Source organism: Stenotrophomonas sp. SORGH_AS_0321 (assembly GCF_031453215.1).
Lineage (GTDB): Bacteria > Pseudomonadota > Gammaproteobacteria > Xanthomonadales > Xanthomonadaceae > Stenotrophomonas > Stenotrophomonas chelatiphaga.
In genome coordinates this window covers 1,729,294-1,745,874 of the sequence record NZ_JAVIZG010000001.1, presented here as the reverse complement: position 1 = coordinate 1,745,874, position 16,581 = coordinate 1,729,294, and the positions used below count along the sequence as shown (strand labels likewise).

Annotated in this window: 11 protein-coding genes and 1 pseudogene; 2 read left to right on the top strand and 10 right to left on the bottom strand. The window is 68.1% G+C overall.

Going from position 1 to position 16,581, the window contains the following annotated elements:
- Positions 1-14: 14 nt before the first annotated feature.
- Positions 15-1,244, top strand: coding sequence for an MFS transporter (locus tag QE373_RS07605; RefSeq protein ID WP_309685183.1), 1,230 nt, complete (start codon positions 15-17; stop codon positions 1,242-1,244).
- A gap of 639 nt (positions 1,245-1,883) precedes the next feature.
- Here the strand turns inward: QE373_RS07605 and QE373_RS07600 are convergent.
- From QE373_RS07600 to ligA, 9 genes and pseudogenes are all read right to left on the bottom strand, one after another.
- Entirely contained in the window at positions 1,884-2,279 is a 396-nt protein-coding gene (locus QE373_RS07600; protein WP_057508592.1) for a DUF3037 domain-containing protein, read from the bottom strand.
- Complete coding sequence (locus QE373_RS07595; protein ID WP_309685181.1) at positions 2,257-3,033, bottom strand: HipA family kinase; 777 nt, start codon at positions 3,031-3,033, stop codon at positions 2,257-2,259. Before QE373_RS07595 ends, QE373_RS07600 begins: the two co-directional genes overlap by 23 nt.
- A 109-nt stretch (positions 3,034-3,142) precedes the next feature.
- A complete protein-coding gene (locus tag QE373_RS07590; protein WP_309685179.1) occupies positions 3,143-5,551 on the bottom strand; it encodes a PQQ-binding-like beta-propeller repeat protein in 2,409 nt (802 codons plus the stop codon).
- Between the two features lie 139 nt (positions 5,552-5,690).
- Positions 5,691-8,415 (bottom strand): annotated as a pseudogene (gyrA, locus tag QE373_RS07585) (DNA gyrase subunit A).
- Between the two features lie 226 nt (positions 8,416-8,641).
- Positions 8,642-9,703, bottom strand: coding sequence for an S-methyl-5-thioribose-1-phosphate isomerase (gene mtnA, locus QE373_RS07580; protein WP_309685176.1), 1,062 nt, complete (start codon positions 9,701-9,703; stop codon positions 8,642-8,644).
- 20 nt (positions 9,704-9,723) lie between these two features.
- Positions 9,724-10,392, bottom strand: a complete 669-nt coding sequence (locus QE373_RS07575; protein WP_309689634.1) for a DUF3011 domain-containing protein — start codon at positions 10,390-10,392, stop codon at positions 9,724-9,726.
- A gap of 160 nt (positions 10,393-10,552) precedes the next feature.
- Positions 10,553-11,506: an EF-P lysine aminoacylase EpmA gene (epmA, locus tag QE373_RS07570; protein ID WP_309685174.1), complete on the bottom strand. Its 954-nt coding sequence runs from the start codon at positions 11,504-11,506 to the stop codon at positions 10,553-10,555.
- Positions 11,503-11,985 carry a GNAT family N-acetyltransferase gene (locus QE373_RS07565; protein ID WP_309685172.1) on the bottom strand — a complete coding sequence of 161 codons (483 nt, stop codon included), beginning with the start codon at positions 11,983-11,985 and terminating at the stop codon, positions 11,503-11,505. The genes epmA and QE373_RS07565 overlap by 4 nt, the downstream gene beginning before the upstream one ends.
- A 51-nt stretch (positions 11,986-12,036) precedes the next feature.
- Positions 12,037-14,502 (bottom strand): NAD-dependent DNA ligase LigA, encoded by a 2,466-nt coding sequence (ligA, locus tag QE373_RS07560; protein ID WP_309685170.1) that lies wholly within the window; start codon positions 14,500-14,502, stop codon positions 12,037-12,039.
- Between the two features lie 130 nt (positions 14,503-14,632).
- On the opposite strand from ligA, the gene QE373_RS07555 reads away from it, so the two are divergent.
- Positions 14,633-15,754, top strand: coding sequence for a pyridoxal phosphate-dependent aminotransferase (locus tag QE373_RS07555; RefSeq protein WP_309685168.1), 1,122 nt, complete (start codon positions 14,633-14,635; stop codon positions 15,752-15,754).
- Between the two features lie 54 nt (positions 15,755-15,808).
- Here QE373_RS07555 and zipA read toward each other — a convergent pair whose 3' ends face one another.
- Positions 15,809-16,546, bottom strand: coding sequence for a cell division protein ZipA (gene zipA / locus QE373_RS07550; protein ID WP_123698736.1), 738 nt, complete (start codon positions 16,544-16,546; stop codon positions 15,809-15,811).
- Between the last annotated feature and the right edge of the window lie 35 nt (positions 16,547-16,581).

The window sequence follows — 16,581 nt, the reverse complement described above, 5'->3', positions numbered from 1 at the left end:
CTGTGCGAATCCCCATGTCCAGCACCACTCCTGACCTGTCTCCCACTGCAGGCGCAGCGCGCCGTCCGCTGGTCGGCGGCGTGCTCGCCGCAATCACCGGCTCACACCTGGTCAATGACATGATGCAGTCGCTGATCCTGGCGCTGTATCCGATCCTGAAGGGCCAGTTCCAGCTCAGCTTCACCCAGATCGGCCTGATCACGCTGACCTACCAGCTCACCGCTTCGCTGTTCCAGCCGCTGATCGGCCTGCGCACCGATCGCCGCCCCGCCCCTTACTCGCTGCCCTTCGGCATGGGCTCCACGCTGTGCGGCCTGTTGCTGCTCGCCTATGCCCCCACTTTCAGCCTGGTACTGGTGGCGGCAATGCTGGTGGGCATCGGTTCGGCGATCTTCCATCCCGAATCCTCGCGCATCGCGCGGCTGGCCTCGGGGGGGCGGCATGGCCTCTCGCAGTCGGTGTTCCAGGTCGGCGGCAACACCGGTACCGCGATCGGCCCGCTGCTGGCTGCAGCGGTGATCGTACCCAACGGCCGCACCAGCGTGGCCTGGTTTGCCGGCGCGGCGCTGATCGGCATCGCCCTGCTGACCTATGTCAGCCGCTGGTACCGGGCACACCTGGCCGACGTGACGGTCTCGAGGGCGTCACCTGCGCCGGTGCGCGCGGCAACAGCCTCGGCGGACAGCGTGGCACTGCCCGGGAAAGTGGGTTGGATCATCGCGGTGCTGCTTATCCTGATCTTCAGCAAGTACTTCTACATTGCCGGGCTGAGCAGCTACTACACCTTCTTCCTGATCCAGAAATTCGGCGTGTCCGTGCAGAGCGCGCAGATGCACCTGTTTGCTTTCCTGCTCGCCTCCGCGGCGGGCACGTTGATCGGCGGCCCGGTCGGCGACCGCATCGGCCGCAAGCCGGTGATCTGGGCGTCGATCCTGGGCGTGGCGCCGTTTGCGCTGGCCCTGCCCTACGTGGACCTGGCGTGGACCGGGGTGCTCGCGGTGATCATCGGCTTCGTGCTGTCCTCGGCGTTCTCGGCCATCCTGGTGTACGCGCAGGAACTGATGCCGCACCGCATCGGCACGGTGTCCGGACTGTTCTTCGGCTTCGCCTTCGGCATGGGCGGACTGGGTGCGGCGGTACTGGGGGTGTTGGCCGACCATAGCAGCATCGTGCAGGTCTACCAGCTGGTTTCCTTCCTGCCGCTGCTGGGCATCGTGGCAGCGCTGCTACCGAACCGGCGGTAGCGCCGCCCCAGGGTCGGCGAGCGCAGCGGGCCGTGCGCGGAGGGATTCCGCCGAGCGTGGCTCGGCGCTACCAGGTTCATCCCTGCGCATCGGGGTCACGGTAGCGCCGACCCAGGGTCGGCGAGCGCAGCGGGCCGTGCGCGGAGGGATTCCGCCGAGCGTGGCTCGGCGCTACCAGGTTCATCCCTGCGCATCGGGGTCACGGTAGCGCCGACCCAGGGTCGGCGAGCGCAGCGGGCCGTGCGCGGAGGGATTCCGCCGAGCGTGGCTCGGCGCTACCCGATTCATCCCTGCGCATCGGGGTCATGGTAGCGCCGACCCAGGGTCGGCGAGCGTAGCGGGCCGTGCGCGGACGGATTCCGCCGAGCGTGGCTCGGCGCTACCCGATTCATCCCTGCGCATCGGGGTCACGGTAGCGCCGACCCAGGGTCGGCGAGCGCGGCGGGCCGTGCGCGGTGGGATTCCGCCGAGCGTGGCCCGGCGCTACCCGATTCATCCCTGCGCATCGGGGGTCACGGTAGCGCCGACCCATGGTCGGCGAGCGCAGCGGGCCGTGCGCGGAGGGATTCCGCCGAGCGTGGCTCGGCGCTACCAGGTTCATCCCTGCGCATCGGGATCACGGTAGCGGGCCGCGTAGGCTCACCCCTGCGGTACGCGGACCATCTTCGTCAGCAGATGCTCCACCACGCCCGCCGGGTCTGCCGTGCGACCGACATGCGTGCTCGACATCTGCACCACCGAACTGCGCTTGGCGGTGAGGAAATGGAAGCGCGCACGCGCCGGCAACTGTGCGATGGGGCCGGCGCCGGCGTCCCCGCGGCAGATCGCCACGATGGCATCCAGCCATGGCCGCAATGCGTCCAGGTCCAGGCTGGGGGCAAACGCGTGCAGGCGCGCTGGATCGATTTCGATCGCCGCTTCCAGGTGCCTGGCGCCCGGGCAGGAAACGATGACCCCGACGTTGATGAACTCTTCGCGCTCGACCCGGGGAACGACCCGGATCACCGCGTAGTCATACGTATGCAGCGTGGGCACGGACGGCCTCCTGGACGAAGGCCGCGCGCACGCGCAGGCGATGGATGAAGTAGTCGACATAGGCCTGACGGTAGGCGGCCGGCGTTTCAAACGCAGGCTCGCCGACCAGCCAGGCGTCCGGCACCAGGCCGACGATGCGTTCGATTTCGTGATCCGGCAGGCGCGCTGCCTGTTCGGCATCGACCTCGGCGATCCGGCTGGCGAACGGCAGCAGCACGTGGTCGCGTATCAGCACGAACGGCTTCTCGCAGGCCTGCCCGGCGGTAGCCCAGTCGTGATGGAAGTACATCGCCGCACCGTGGTCGATCAGGTACAGCCTGCGGTGCCAGACCATCAGGTTCGGGTTGCGCGCGGTACGGTCCACGTTGCTGGTCAGCGCATCGAACCAGACGATGCGCGAGGCCAGCTCCGCATCCACCGGCATCGCGGCCGGGTCGTAGTTGATCGCGCCGGGCAGGTAATCACTGCCCAGGTTGAGGCCTTCGCTGGCGCGGATGAGTTCCTGGATTTCCGGATCAGGCTCGGTACGCGCGAACTCGGCATCCAGTTCGACGAACACGATATCCGGCAGCGGCAGCTGCAGCGTGCGCGCCATTTCCCCGGCGATCAGCTCGGCGATCAAGGCCTTCGGCCCCTGCCCCGCGCCCCGGAACTTGAGCACGACCATGCCGTCATCGTCGGTTTCGACGATGGCCGGCAACGACCCTCCTTCGCGGAGCGGAGTGACATAGCGCAGAGCGTGCACGGTACGCACAGGAATTCCTTCAACAGCGGATCGCAAGATTACCGCGTCGCGCAGCGCGCTGCGCATGCACGGCCGTCCTGCCCGGGCCCGGCGCTGTCCGCGTCGAGCAAGCTCGACACTATCGCTCGCTCTTGTCGGGCAATGCGTACGCCAGCAGGTAATCGCCCTTCGGGGTCTGCAGGCGATGGTCGCCGCCGGCCATGACCACCAGGTAGTGCCGACCCTGGTGCGCATAGACCATCGGAGTGGCCTGTCCGCCGGCCGGCAGTTCCGCGCGCCACAGCTCCCTGCCGGTTTCCAGATCGATCGCGCGCAGCAGGTCGTCGGTGGTGGCAGCAATGAACACCAGTCCGCTGGCGGTGATGACGGCCCCGCCTTGGTTGGGCACACCGATTTCAACCGGCAGGTCGGCCCGCAACCCGAAGGGCGCGAGGCCGCGCGCGCGCCCAAACGGACGATCCCACAGGGTCGCGCCGGTGCGCAGATCGATTGCGCGGATACCGCCGTACGGGGGTTGCCTGCAGGGAAGGCGGGTCAGTGGCAGGCGCCAGCCGTCGGCCGGGTTGATCGGATGCAGCGAGGCCAACAGCCCCTCGCCACCGGCAGCGTAATCGGGCATGTCGTTGTAGTTGGCCACGATCACCCCGCGCCGGGGGTCGAACGCCACCCCACCCCAGTCCCAACCGCCGTTGTGGCCTGGATACTGGATGGACGCATGGCCACTGCCCGGCGGCGTGGACGCGCCATCCTGCTGGGCCAGGCGGAACTGGATCCGGCACGCCAGCTGGTCGATGGGCGTGATGCCCCACATGTCGCGCTCGGTGAGTGCCGCCCGACGCAGCGAATGCAACCTCGCGCGCAGGGCGCCGCCCGCTTCCGCAGCAACCAGCGGCGCGCCGCTGCGGCGGTCCAGCACATACAGATCGCCCTGCCGCGTGGGCAGCAGGATCGCCGGGACCTTGCCAGCCGGCGTGGGGTAATCCACCAGCGTGGGCTGCGCACGGAGGTCGTCGTCTGCCCCGTCGTTGCGCACGGTTTGAAAACTCCAGGCCGGCTTGCCGGTGGTCACGTCGATGGCCACCAATGCGTTGGCGTGACGTTGCCGGGCGGCGGCGTGCAGCCCGCTCCCCTGGCCCGGGGCCGCGCCGCCCAGCGGCACGTAGACCAGTCCCAGCGCATCGTCCGCGGTCGGGGTGGTCAGCAGGGTCGGCGTGCCACGCGTGTACGCCTGTCCCAATGGCGGCGCACCCGCGCGATCCGGCTGCTGCATGTCCCAGGCCCAGCGCAGCTTGCCGGTGATGACATCGAAGCCCTGGATCACCCCGGACGCTGCCTCCTGCCGTTGCGCGCTCCGCACCTGGTGCCCGGTCACGATGACGCCGCGCACGATCGCCGGGGGCGCGCCGATCGACACGTCGCCGGCCGCGACCGCCCCCATGCCGACCGTGATGTCGACCTGGCCGTTGTTGCCGAAGCCACGGCACGCCGCGCCGCTCGTTGCATCCACCGCGATCAACCGTCCATCCAGGGTGCCTTCGATGATGCGTGCCGCACACGCAGCGCGCGCTGTCCGCGCCGGCAGCGGCAGGCCCGGCAGTGCCGAGGGCAAGGCAAGGTCGGCCGCTACATCGGCCAGCAGCGGATCCAGCGACGGCTCGTCCGGGGTCTCGTAATAAGCCACACCGCGACAGGCCGCGGTGTGCGTGATGGCGGCCTCCCTGACCTTCGGATCGAAGCGCCAGCGTGCAGTGCCGGTCGCTGCATCCAGGGCGATCAACTGGTTCCGCGCACTACACAGGTAAACGCTGTCACCGATCTTCAACGGCGTGGTCTGCGCGCCCCAGCGCCGCCGCGGCAGGTCGCCGGTGCGGAACACCCAGGCCGGCTGCAGCGTTGCGACATTGTCTGCGGTGATTCCCCGCGACGGACTGAAGCGCGTGCCTGCATTGCTGCGCCCCCATGCCGGCCAGTCACCGTCGGCGGGGCGATCGGCGGCCTGCCGCGGCGCCTCTTCGGTCGGTACCAGGCCGGCGGCGACCAGCGGCTGCGGGAAACCCGGCCGCGCGCGGGTCACCCCGTGCGGAACGAAGGCGAGGCTGAAAGCCGCAACGAAAAGCAGTGCCAGTGCCGCCGCGGTACTGCGTGCAATGCGCTTTGGCACGGGGCGCTGCAGGGTCGATGAAAGCAACGCGACCAGTACCGCCAGCGCGGTCACCAGCCCCAGCCGCGGCACCCAGCGCCAGTAGCTGCCGCCGGACTCCCACCAGGTCCACGCCACGGTGCCGATGAACACCAGCGCGAACAGCTGCGCGCCGCTGCGGCGGTTGCGCCACAGCAGTGCACCACTGGCCAGCAGGCCCACACCGGCAAGCACGTAATACCAGGAACCGCCGAGCTGCAGCAGCCAGCCGCCGCCTGCTGCCAGCACCGCGCCGAGCACGATCAGCAGCAGGGCCAGCACGCTGACCAGCGGATGCCGCGCAGGCGCTGGCGCTGGTGCGACTTCGGAATCGGAAGATGCGGACATCGACGGCTCCCAGGCTGACGCGCGTGCCCCCCAGCCGCCTTATCCCATCGTTGACGTGAACGTCATGCGATCTTTGCGCCCGCCTAACGAAAAACGCCGGCACGGGGCCGGCGTCTTCCGTTGATCATACAGAGCGCGATCAGTCCTGCGACGGCGTGTCGTCCGTTGCGGCAGGGGCAGCAGCGGCCGGCTCGATCGCCGCGGCGTCGACCACCACGTCCTGCTCCTCATCGGCTTCGATGAAGGCATCCATCCGCTCCACCGCCTGCAGCTTCTCTTCCTTGGACAGGCGGATCAGGGTGACGCCCTGGGTGTTGCGGCCGACCCGGCTGATTTCCGATCCACGGGTGCGCACCAGGGTGCCACCGTCGGAGATCAGCAGCACTTCGTCGGCCGGCCCCATCAGCACCGCAGCGACCAGTTTGCCGTTGCGCTCGGTGGTCTGGATGCCGATCACGCCCTGCGTGCCACGTCCCTTGCGCGGATACTCCGGCAGCGGGGTGCGCTTGCCGTAGCCGTTCTCGGTCGCGGTCAGGATGAACTTCATGCCCGCCTCGTCACCGACGTCGGCCACGGCATCGCCGTTCTCCACGCTGGTGTCGTCAACGCTCGCATCATCCTCGTTCTCGTCCTCGATCCCGCCGGCGCTTTCGGCGACGATCAGGCTGACCACTTCTTCGCCCTTGGCCATCTTGATGCCGCGCACGCCCGTGGCGGTACGGCCCATCGAACGGACCTTGTCTTCGCCGAAGCGCACGGTCTTGCCGTTGGAGGCGAACAGCAGGATGTCCTGCGCACCGTCGGTCAGGCCGACGCCCACCAGGGCATCGCCATCGTCCAGGTTGATGGCGATCTTGCCTCGCGCCAGGCGGAAGGCGAACTCACCCAGCGGGGTCTTCTTGACCGTGCCGTTGCGGGTGGCGAAGAACACGAACTGCCCTTCTGCATACTCGCGCACCGGCAGCACCGCCTGCACCCGCTCGCCCGGTTCCAGCGGAATCCAGTTGATGATCGGGCGCCCGCGCGCATTGGAACCGGCTTCGGGCAACTGGTGCACCGGCAGCCAGAACACCTTGCCGGCACTGGTGAAGGTCAGCAGCGTGTCATGCGTGTTGACCAGCCACAGCTGCTCGATGAAATCCTCTTCCTTGGTCGATGCCGCACTGCGGCCACGACCGCCACGACGCTGCGCGCGGTACGCGCTGACCGGCTGGCGCTTGGCATAGCCGGAATGCGAAAGGGTGACCACCACGTCTTCCGGGGCAATCAGGTCGAGGATGTCCAGGTCTTCTTCGCTGTGGCGGATTTCGGTGCGACGTGCGTCGCCGAATTCCTCACGGACGTTGATCAGCTCCTCGCGGATCACTTCGAGCAGGCGGTCCGGGTTTTCCAGGATATGGATCAGCCCGGCGATGACTTCCAGCAGCTGCCTGTATTCGTCGGTCAGCCTGTCCTGCTCCAGCCCGGTGAGGCGGTGCAGGCGCATTTCCAGGATCTGCGTGGCCTGCACTTCGGTCAGCTGGTAGCCGCCTTCGACCAGGCCCACGCCCTTGGGCAGGTCTTCCGGACGCGACGCTTCGGCGCCGGCGGCACCGAGCAGCGAACCGACCAGGCCCGGATCCCACACGCGCGTCAGCATGCGCTCGCGGGCTTCGTTCGGGTTGGCCGAGCTCTTGATCAGCTCGATCATCTCATCGATGTTGGCCAGCGCGACGGTCAGGCCTTCCAGCACGTGGGCACGGGCGCGCGCCTTGCGCAGCTCGAACACGGTGCGGCGGGTGACCACTTCGCGACGGTGGCGGACGAAGGCCTCCAGCATCTGCTTGAGGTTCAACAACTGCGGGCGGCCATCGACCAGCGCCACCATGTTGATGCCGAACACCGACTCCATCTGGGTCTGCTGGTAGAGGTTGTTGAGCACAACTTCCGCCGACTCGCCGCGCTTGATTTCGATGTAGATGCGCATGCCGTCCTTGTCGGACTCATCGCGCAGTTCGCTGATGCCCTCGAGCTTCTTTTCCTTGACCAGCTCGGCGATCTTCTCGATCAGGCGCGCCTTGTTCACCTGGTACGGAATTTCGGTGACGATGATCGACTCGCGGCCGTTGTCGGCCACTTCAACGTCCGCCTTGGCACGGATGCGCACGCGGCCACGGCCGGTACGGTAACCGGCGATGATGCCGGCGGTGCCGTTGATGATGCCCGCAGTGGGGAAATCAGGGCCCGGGATGTACTCCATCAGGCCATCGACATCGATCTGCGGATTGTCGATCAGCGCGATGCAGGCGTTGATCGATTCGGTCAGGTTGTGCGGGCGGGATGTTGGTCGCCATGCCCACCGCGATACCGGCCGAACCGTTGACCAGCAGGTTCGGGAACCGGGTCGGCATGACCGTCGGCTCGCTTTCCTTCTCGTCATAGTTCAGCTGGAAATCGACGGTTTCCTTGTCGATGTCGGCCATCAACTCATGCGCGAGGCGCGACATGCGCGCTTCGGTGTAACGCATGGCCGCAGCGGAGTCGCCATCGACGGAACCGAAGTTACCCTGGCCATCGACCAGCATGTAGCGCAGCGCGAAGGGCTGCGCCAGACGGACCAGGGTGTCATACACCGACTGATCGCCATGCGGGTGGTACTTGCCGATGACGTCGCCGACGATACGCGCCGACTTGAAATAAGGCTTGTTGGCATGTGCATTGAGCTCGCTCATCGCGAACAGCACACGGCGATGCACAGGCTTGAGGCCGTCGCGCGCATCAGGCAACGCGCGTCCCACGATCACGCTCATCGCGTAATCGAGGTAACTCTTGCGCATCTCGTCTTCCAGGTTGACCTGGATGATTTCCTTGGCGGATTCTGCCATTCGGGTTCCGTTGTCTGGTAGCGGTCCAGTCCGTCGCGCCACTCCCCTTTCAGGGCGGCAGCGGCGGAATCTCGATTAACTGACCGAGTCTACCACAACAGGGGAATTTTCTCCCCTGTTCAGCGGGTTTTTACCGGAAGAAATCAGCAACTTAGGGGCCCGTTACCGGCCTGTTGGCCGATTGCCCCGGCTGGCTGGCAGATCCGCTTCGCCGCCCGCTGCAGGATCAGCCGAAGGCGGCCCGCATGTTGGCCACGGTCGGCGCCAGGATCACCCCGCGCTCGGTCACGATGGCGTCGATCAGCTCGCCGGGGGTGACGTCGAACACCGGGTTCCAGGCGGCGATGCCGTCGGCCACGGTGCGGCTGCCGCCGACCCCGTACAACTCGCCGGGATCACGCTGTTCGATCTCGATCTCGCTGCCATCGGCGGTGTCCATGTCCACGGTCGAGGACGGCGCCACCACCATGAACTTCACCCCATGGTGGCGTGCGGCGATGGCCAGCTGGTAGGTGCCGATCTTGTTGGCGGTGTCCCCGTTGGCGCAGATCCGGTCGGCGCCGACGATCACCCACTGCACCGCACCGGTCTTCATCAGATGCGAGGCGGCCGAATCGGCGATCAGCGTGGCATCGATGCCGTCCTGCTGCAGCTCCCACACGGTCAGGCGCGCGCCCTGCAGCCACGGCCGGGTCTCCCCGGCGAACACCTTGGCGATGCGCTGCTGGGCCATCCCGGCGCGGATGACACCCAGTGCGGTGCCGAAGCCAGCGGTGGCCAGCGACCCGGTGTTGCAGTGAGTCAGCACGCCGCTGCCAGCGTCGATCAGGCCGGCACCCAGGGCGCCCATGTGGCGATTGGCCGCCAGGTCTTCGGTGGCGATGGCTTCGGCTTCACGTTCCAGCACCGCGTGCCAGTCCGCGCCCGCCGCTGCCAGCACCCGGCGCATGCGCGCCAGCGCCCAGGCCAGGTTCACCGCCGTCGGCCGCGAGGCATTCAGGCGCTGCAGCGCCGGTTCCAGCTTCTGCAGCGCGTGCGGACCGTCTTCGGCCTGCACGTCGCGGGCGGCCAGCACCACGCCCCAGGCGGCGGCGATGCCGATGGCCGGTGCGCCGCGCACGGTCAGCGCGTGGATGGCGCTGGCCACCTCGTCACTGGTGGTGCAGGCCACGTGCTCCACCACGAAGGGCAGCTTGCGCTGGTCCAGCAGTTGCAGGGCATCGCCGGTCCACAGGATCGGGCGGATGTGGTCGTAGCGGGCGTAGTCGATTTCGGTGGGCGTGTTCATGCGCCCATTGTAATGCGCGCTCAGTGCACCGAGAACTCGGCGCGGCAACCGTCGTCCACCCAGATCCCACGCTTGTCCCAGCCCCAGCTGCGCCCCGCTTCGCAGGCACGCCCGGACAGCTGCTTGAGCAGGTTGACGCCGGTGGTGATGGAGGCCCCGCAGAAGCGTCGGCGTCGGTCCTTGGATTCACAGGTGAGCCGGCGCGGCGCATCGACGAAGCCACTGCCGTCCACGGCGCCGATCTCGAAATCACCTTCGCAGCCGCGGGTGGTCCAGATCTCGTTGCGGCGGTAACCCCAGCTGTGGCCTTCGCGACAGGGCATGCGCGAGTTCTGCCGCAGCAAGCGCACCGGCGCACCTTCCAGGCGTACCGGACAGCTCTGCGGGCGGCCGTTGGACTCGCAACGCACCACGCGCCGGACCACCTTGGCCGGGGCACCCGGTGCTGCAGCGGCAGCGCCACCGCGTGCGCGGAATTCGCCACGGCAGCCCAGGGTGACCCACACCCCGGAACGGTCGGTACCCCACTCGCTGCCCCGCACGCAGGCGTTTTCAGACAGCTGGCGCACCAGCTCCACGCCGCCTTCGACGTCCATGCTGCAGTGCACCCATCCGAGATCGCGCGACTGGCAACGCACTACCTCGCCGGCATAGCCGCCCTGCCCCTGCGCAGCAGCCGATGGCAGCAGCGCGGTCCAGAGCAGCAGTGCGCCCAGCGAGGCCCCCGTGCTTGCCAACAACTTGTTCAACGACTCGTCCGCCCTGTCATCGTGATTCGCTTGCCACCATGCGGCAACCGGCGTGATAAGAGCATCATCGCCAACGGCCCGCAAGCGTCGGTTACGACCTTCAGGCACGACTGAAATCAAAGGCGAGCACATCGGCGATCCGCGCCGTACGCCCCATGGCCATCAGCAGCCGGTCCACGCCCACCGCGACGCCGGCACAGGCCGGCATCGCCGGCAGCGCCGCCAGCAGCGCCTCGTCCAGCGGCGGCAGCACGTCACCGCGTGCCTGCCGGCGCCGGTGGTCGGCTTCAAAGCGCGCGCGCTGCTCCTGCGCATCGCCCAGCTCGTGGTAGCCATTGGCCAGCTCGACCGGCCCCAGGTACAGCTCGAAACGCTCCGCGCGCGGCGGTGTATCGTCGCGGATCCGCGCCAGCGCCGCCTGCGAGGCCGGCCAGTCATGCACCACGGTCATCACCGTGTCATCGAAGTGCGGCTGGATGCAGTGGGTCATCAGCAGGTCCAGCCAGTCGTCCCGGCCCAGGCCCGCCGCATCGATCTGGATGCCGGCCAGTGGCAGCCGCAGTTCGGCGATGCTCGCCTCGAACGGATCCACGCCGACACGCTGCAGGTACAGCGTGCGGTAGTCGATCACCTGCAGGGTCGCCACCCGTCCCACCAGCGCCAGGGCCTGCTGCACCAAGGCGGCCGTTTCGTCGATCAGCCGGTGGTGGTCCCAGCCCACCCGGTACCACTCCAGCATGGTGAACTCCGGGTTGTGGCGCCCGCCGGCTTCGCCATTGCGGAACACCCGGCCAAGTTCGTAACAGTCGCCCACGCCGGCAGCCAGCAATCGCTTGAGCGGGAATTCCGGTGAGGTTCGCAGCCAGCGACGGCGCGCACCGGCATCACGATGGCCGCTGAAATCGGTATGGAAACTGTCGATGTTCGGCTCGGTATTGCCTGCCGCCGACAGGATCGGGGTCTCCACTTCCAGCACCTCGCGCTGGGCGAAGAAGCGCCGCACCATCGCGTTGAGCGCGGCGCGCTGGCGCAATGCCTGCAGCAGCACGCTCACAGCAGGCCGTCGCGCGGATGGTCCAGCGGCAGGGTCATCAGGTCGCGGGTGTCGTCGATGTAGCCGGTGGCGGTGTACAGCCGGCGCGCCAGTTCGTTGTGCCGGTTCACTTCAAGCCGCAGGCGCTCAACGCCGCGTGCGCGTGCACGCTGTTCGACGATCGCCAGCGCCTGCCGGCCGCGGCCACGCCCGCGCACGCCCGGCGCCAGATACAGTTCGTCCAGCAGCGCGAAATGCCCGCCCTGCTCCAGGCTGAAGCCCATCGCGATCACCACGTAACCGCCGACCGCGCCGTTTTCATCCAGCAGCATCAGCACCTCGCCATTGCGCGGATCGACCAGCAGCGCATCGACGCCGCGGCGCACGCGCGCCTCGTCGAACGCGATCTGGTCTTCGATGTAGAACTCACGCATCAGGGCGATCAACAGCGCTTCATCGGCGCGGGTGGCCATGCGGAAATCCAGCGGGGCGGTCTGCATGCAACTCTCCTTCAAGGGTACGGCCGGGCAGGCGCCCGGCTTTGATACGTTTCATTCGTGGGCGGCGAGGAAGGCCAGCAGCTGGTCTTCGTCCCACACCGGTACGCCCAGCGACTGGGCCTTGTCCAGTTTGGAACCGGCTTCGGTGCCGGCGACCACGAAACTGGTCTTCTTCGACACGCTGCCGGCAACCTTCGCGCCCAGCGCTTCCAGACGCTCCTTGGCCGCATCGCGGGTCAGCGCGGACAGCGTGCCGGTCAGCACGGCGGTCTGGCCGTCCAACGGCCCGCCAGCCTGATCGACCTGCTGCGGCGCACGCCGCAGGATCTCCTTCATCTTCGCCTCCGCCTGCAGCAGCAGCTCGCCATGGCCTTCGGTATCCAGCCACGCCGCCAGGCCGCGCGCGGTGTCGTCAGGCAGGCCGGCATTGACGAACTGGCCATGCTCGGCGTCCAGTATCGACGGCGCACTGCTCAACGCGGCGGCAAGCTTTTCCGCACGCAGGCGGGTGATGCCGGGGATCTCCGCTTCCACCAGCAGCTGCGCAAGATCCAGTCCTTCGCGCAGCTTGGCGCTGGGCGGATGCTCATCGGTGATGCGCACCTGTCCGACCTGCAGCAGGTCATCGATGGCCTGCTGGTTGCCCAGCTGTTCGAAGAAATGGCCCAGCGATCGCGCCACTTCACCGCCGATGTCCGGCACCCGCTTGAACAGCGGCCACGGCAGGCGGCGGACCAGTTCCAGTTCGCCGAACCACTGCGCCAGCGCCTTGGCCGTGCTTTCGCCGACATGCTCGATGCCGAGCGCGAACAGCAGGCGCTCCAGCGTCGCGTCGCGGCTGGCCTCGATGGCGGCCACCAGGTTGTCGGCCCAACGCGTGGCGATCTTCTTCGTGTTCCAGCTGAAGGTGATCGGCTGGGCCAGTGCCTGCGCACGCCATCCCGCATCGCCTGCATCCAGCTTCAGCACGGCAGCGAGCACCGCACCGCTTCCATCAGGCGGCAGGTGCGGACTGAAACTGGCGGCCAGCGCCGAAGGGTCCTCGGCATCCAGCACCAGCTTCAACTGCAGCAGGGTGTCACGGCTCAGCCGATACAGATCGGCCACGCCGCGCACGATGCCCGCATCCACCAAGGTCTCGATGTACTTCCCGCCCAGCCCGTCGATGTCCATCGCACGGCGCGAAGCGAAATGGCTGATCGCCTCCTTGCGCTGTGCCGGGCAGCTCAGCTCGCCCGAACAGCGCCACGCGATCGCCCCCTCTTCCTGCACGATCTCCGCGCCGCATACCGGACAGTGGGTCGGCATCTTCCAGGGCGTGGTGCCGGCAGGACGGCGGTCGACGATCACGCTGACCACTTCCGGGATCACATCGCCAGCGCGCCGCACGATCACGCTGTCGCCCACGCGCACGTCCAGCCGCGCGATCTGGTCGGCATTGTGCAGCGTGGCATTGGAGACGATCACCCCGGCCACCGCCACCGGCGCCAGGCGCGCCACCGGCGTGGCCGCCCCGGTGCGCCCGATCTGGATCTCGATGGCCTCCACCGTGGTGCTCTGTTCCTGCGCGGGGAACTTGTGCGCGATCGCCCAGCGCGGTGCCCGTGCGACGAAGCCCATCGCCTGCTGCCCTTCGCGGTCATCCAGCTTGTAGACCACGCCATCGATATCGAACGCCAGCCCGTCACGGCGCTCGCCGATGTCACGGTAATAGGCGAGCAGGCCCTGCGTACCGGTGACCACCGCGCACAGCTCGCTTACCGGGAAGCCCCAGCCGCGCAGCTGCTGCAGCGTGCGGGAATGGGTATCGGGCAGCTCGCCGCCCTCCACCTGGCCGGTGCCATAGGCGAAGAAGCTGAGCCGGCGCTGCGCGCTGATCTTCGGGTCCAGCTGGCGCAGCGACCCGGCGGCCGCGTTGCGCGGATTGGCCAGCACCTTGCCGCCCTGCTGCCGCGCGCGTTCGTTGAACGCTTCGAAGTCGGCGCGTGCCATGTAGACCTCACCGCGCACTTCCAGCACACCCGGCCAGCCGGCGCCCTGCAACTGGTGCGGGATATCCCCGATCTGCCGCAGGTTGGCGGTCACATCTTCGCCCTTGCTGCCATCGCCACGCGTGGCGCCCTGCACGAATCGGCCGCCTTCGTAGCGCAGGCTGATCGCCAGGCCATCCAGCTTCGGCTCGGCGGAGAATGCCACGTCCGGCCGTCGCAGCCGCTCGCTGATGCGACGCACGAAGTCGGCCACTTCCTCGTCACTGAACGCGTTTCCCAGCGACAACATCGGCACCGCATGGGTGACTTCGGTGAACCGCGACGACGGACGCGCACCGACCTTCGTGGTGGGCGAGTCGACGGTCGACAGCTCCGGATGGGCCTGCTCCAGCGCCTCCAGCTCGCGCATCAGCGCGTCGTAGTCGGCATCGGGGATCAGCAGTTCATCGCGCTCGTTGTAGGCCGCGTTGGCGCTGGCAAGCTGCCGGCGGAGGGCGTCGATGCGCTGGGCGGGAGTAACGTTCATGCCGATCCGGTAATTCCTGTACAGGCCGCGATTCTACCGTCCACGGCGCGTGCTGGCCGCGCCGGGATCCGCTTGCAGCACGCAGCGCCCGGCGCTAGCGTGCGATGACCTCCCCTGCCGGATGACCTGCGTGCCCCTGCCCACTTCCCGACGGCGCTTCCTGCAGCTGGCCGGCACCGGCCTGGCGCTGGCCGGCAACCCGCTTGCCGCCGTCGCCGGCACGCCCCGGCCGCTCGCCGCATCGCCGGCCCGAAGCGATCCCGCGCCGATCCTGCTCAATTTCAACGAATGCCCGTATGGACCGTCACCCGCGGCGCAGCAGGCAGCCCGCGACAGCGTGGCCGCCAGCGGCCGCTATCAGTTCGCCCTCGCCGGCGAACTGCGCGATGCCTTCCCTCACGGCGAGCAGCTGGATCCGAAGCAGGTGCGCCTGTTCCCCGGCTCCAGTGAACCGCTCAACCGGGCGGCGCTGCTGTGGACCGGCCCGGAGGCCGCGCTGGTGACCGCCGATCCGACCTTTGAAACCCTGGGCGAGATGGCCGCCGCGCGTGGCGCGCTCGTGCAGCGCATCGCCCTGCGCGCGGATGGCGCGCATGACGTGCGGGCGATGGTCGACGCCGCCAGGCAGCAGCCAACCGGCCTGATCTACATCTGCAATCCGAACAACCCCACCGGCTCGATCACCCCGCGCGCGGACCTGGACTGGCTGCTGGCCAACAAGCCGGCGGCCACCCGCGTGCTGCTGGACGAGGCCTATCTGCAGTACAGCGAACAGGCTTCATTGGCCGGCGAAGCCGGCAAGCGCGATGACCTGATCGTACTGCGTACGTTTTTCAAGCTGTATGGCATGGCCGGGCTGCGACTGGGCGTGGCGATCGCCGCACCGGCGCGGCTGGCGGAACTGGCGACGCTGGGCGACAACCCGTTGCCGGTGCCCGCGCTGGCAGCCGGACTGGCCAGCCTGCGCGACCCCCTGCTGGTGCCGCAGCGCCGACTGCAGAATGCGCAGGTACGGCAGGCGACGATCGCCTGGCTGGGAAAACGTGGCTTTGCCTGCATCCCGTCCGAAGCCAACTGCTTCATGGTCGACGTCGGCCGCAATGGCGCCGAGTGGGTTGCCGCGATGAAAGCACAGGGCGTGGTGATCGGCCGTAGCTGGCCGATCTGGCCACAGCGGGTGCGGATCACCGTGGGTAGCGAAGCGGAGATGGAACGCTTCCGCGACGCCTTCGCCATCGTGGCCGGGCAATAAACGCCGGCCAAGCTGCGGTATCGGCGCCGCCGTCATCCGGCGGCGCCGCGTGGTCTACCAGCGTGGCGTCTTGGTCAGCGGTGGCGCCTGGTGCTGGCGATCATAGGCGCGCAGGTCGTCGCGGATATGCGCGATGCGCTGGCGCCCGAGCGCGTTGCGGCTGTCATCCAGCACCACCGCATCCAGCAGTTCGGCCATGCGCTGCACGGTCGGCAGCATCTTTTCCCAGGCGTCGAGCGCGGTCAGCGGCGCCGGCAGGGTCAGGAAGAAGGCGATTGCCGGGGTTTCCATCTCGCGGATGGTGCCCATGTCGAAGCTGCCCGGCTTCATGATGCTGGCCATCGAAAAGATCGGGCCACGTTCGGGGTAGCCTTCGACAAGCCGGTGGAAGACGTTCATGTGGCCGAACACCAGCCCGGTCTTTTCCGCCGCCACCACGATGTCTTCGCCACGCAGCTGCTCGCCGGCACGGGCGGCCACGAACAGTGAAACGATCTTGTCGAAATCCTGGCTGGCGCGCTTGCCGAGGTCACTGTTGGCGTTCGCTTCCGCCTCTGCCAACCCGGGTTCAGCGGGCTCGCCGTCAACGGCGGGGTTGCGCGGTTCCTCGCCGGGCGCATCGACGCCACCGCCGAGTACGGGCTCGCGACGCTGGGCGCCGTCAGCGCCGGCATCGCCTTCGACGCGGCGTCCCTGGCTCTTCTTCCTGGGCCGGCCGAACAACAGGATCGCAGCGATCAGCAGCAGGCCGGCGGTAAGGATGCCGATGCGCAGCAGTGCGGTGTCGGACATTCGGTTGGGTCTCCGGCTAAATACGTTCAGACAAG